Below are 2,189 nucleotides of genomic sequence, written 5' to 3'. Positions count from 1 at the left end.
GGCATCACCGAGACCTGCGTGCATGTCACCGAACATATCCTCACGCCCGCCGATCGCGACGCGCAGGACAGCCCCATCGGCAGGCCGATCCCGAGCCTCACCACCTATCTGCTGGACGCGGCCCTGCGCCCCGTCCCGCCCGGCGCCCCGGGGGAGATTTATGTGGCAGGCCATGGCCTTGCCCGGGGGTATCAGGGCCGCCCGGACCTCACCGCGGACCGTTTCCTGCCCGATCCGTTCAGCGCCACTCCCGGCGCGCGCATGTACCGATCCGGCGACCGCGCGCGGCAAAACACCGATGGCAGCCTGACCTATCTTGGCCGCATCGATCACCAGATCCAGCTGCGCGGCCACCGCATCGAATTGGGAGAGATCGAGGCCACCCTCGCAGCCCTCCCCGGTGTCGCGGGCGCCATCGTGCGCCCCCATCAGCCCGATCCCGACGCCCCTGACGATATCCGCCTCGCCGCATGGATCGTCGATGCCCCGCCCGAAGACGACGCCGAAGCCGCAACCCGCATCGCCCAATGGCAATCCGTCTACGACATCACCTACGGCGGGTCATCGCCGATAGCCGGGTCATCAGCAGGCGGGTCATCGCCGACAGCCGGGTCATCAGCAGGCGGGTCATCGCCGGATGGCTCATCACCCACAGGGTCCGCTCTGCCCACATCGCCCCCCGCGCCCCCCAGTAAAATGGCAAATGACCTTGCCTTGGATATTACGGGGTGGCATTCGAGCTTTACCGGCCAGCCGATCCCGGCAGCAGAGATGCGCGAATGGCGCGACGCGACCTGCGCGCGCATCCGCACGCTGCTGCCCGATCCCGCCACCACCGCCCGCGTCATGGAAGTCGGCTGCGGCACCGGCATGATCCTCTTTGACATCGCCCCCGATGTGGCCGCCTATCACGCCGTTGACCTCTCGCCCCATATCATCGACCGGCTCAAAAGCCAGACCGCCGATGCGGGCCTTGCCCATGTCACCCTCGCCGCCGCCGCCGCCCATGAGGCCACCGCGACGCTGGCGCCCACAGACCGCTTCGACCTCATCATCCTCAATTCGGTCGTGCAGTATTTCCCGTCCATGACCTATCTGCGCGCGGCGATCACGGCCCTTGCCGCGCATCTGGCCCCCGGGGGCCGGATTTTCCTTGGCGATCTGCGCGATCAGGGCCGGCTGCCCGCGTTCCACGCCCATCTCGCAGCCCTCACCGCCACACCCGAGGAGCCCCGCGCGGCCTTCGCCCATCGCGCGCTCACCCGCGAGGCAGAGGAAGAGGAACTGACCCTCGCCCCCGGCGCGCTTGCCGGGATCGCGGGCCTCACCGCGCGGCCCTGCCTCAAACGCGGCCATGCCGAGACCGAGATGCAGCTCTACCGCTATGACCTCCTCCTGTCCGATCAACCCGGGCGCACCTTGCCCCATCGCGATCTGAGCGGCCTCACCACCCTGCCCGCGCACCTGACCGCCACCGAGCCGATGCTGCTGACCGGCCTCACCGATCCGCGCCTCAGCCCGCATCAGACCCGCGCCGACTGGATCGCCCTGAGCGCCGCCACCGCCGCCGAGGGCGAGCGTGTCAGCGACGCGCCCCTGCCGCCCAATGATCTGGCCTGCACGCCCGAGGATGCCATCGCCTGGGCCGAGGCGATCGGCCTGCAGGCCGCAGCCCTGCCAGACCCCGACGCGCCCGCCCGCTTCCGCCTCCTGATCAGTCCCGAGCCGATCCGCACCACCGACCTGCCCACGGCCTCGGCCACGCCCCGCGCCCATAACGCCCCCTTGCGCGCCACAGCACGCCTCGCGCTGCGCTCTGCTCTCCATGCCGCGGCGGACGCCGCCCTGCCCGCCCATATGCGGCCCAATTCCTACACCTTCCTCACCGCCATGCCGCTCTCCCCCTCCGGCAAACTCGTCACCAAATCCCTGCCAAACCCCGCACAAATCACCGCCGCCAAATCCATCACACCCCCCCAATCCGCAACCGAAAGACGCCTCCTCGACGCCTTCCAAAAAACCCTCAAAACAAACACAATCTCAACAACCGACAACTTCTTCCATATCGGCGGAAACTCCCTCAACGCCCTCACACTCATCCAAAATATCCAAAAATCCACAAACCATAACATCACCCTCAAATCCCTCTTCCAATACAACTCAATACAAACAATCGCTCACATGATTGA

Annotated in this window: 1 protein-coding gene; it reads left to right on the top strand. The window is 67.3% G+C overall.

Annotated features, from left to right (window positions below; translation table 11 throughout):
- The coding region (locus FHS89_RS16160) for a methyltransferase (RefSeq protein WP_184013162.1) at nucleotides 1-2,189 on the top strand (2,189 nt) is incomplete at both ends.

Origin of the sequence: Rubricella aquisinus, assembly GCF_014199445.1 — a bacterium.
In the GTDB taxonomy this organism is placed as follows: domain Bacteria; phylum Pseudomonadota; class Alphaproteobacteria; order Rhodobacterales; family Rhodobacteraceae; genus Rubricella; species Rubricella aquisinus.
Note: the sequence above shows the minus strand (reverse complement) of the source record. Positions and strands in the feature narration are given on the sequence as shown.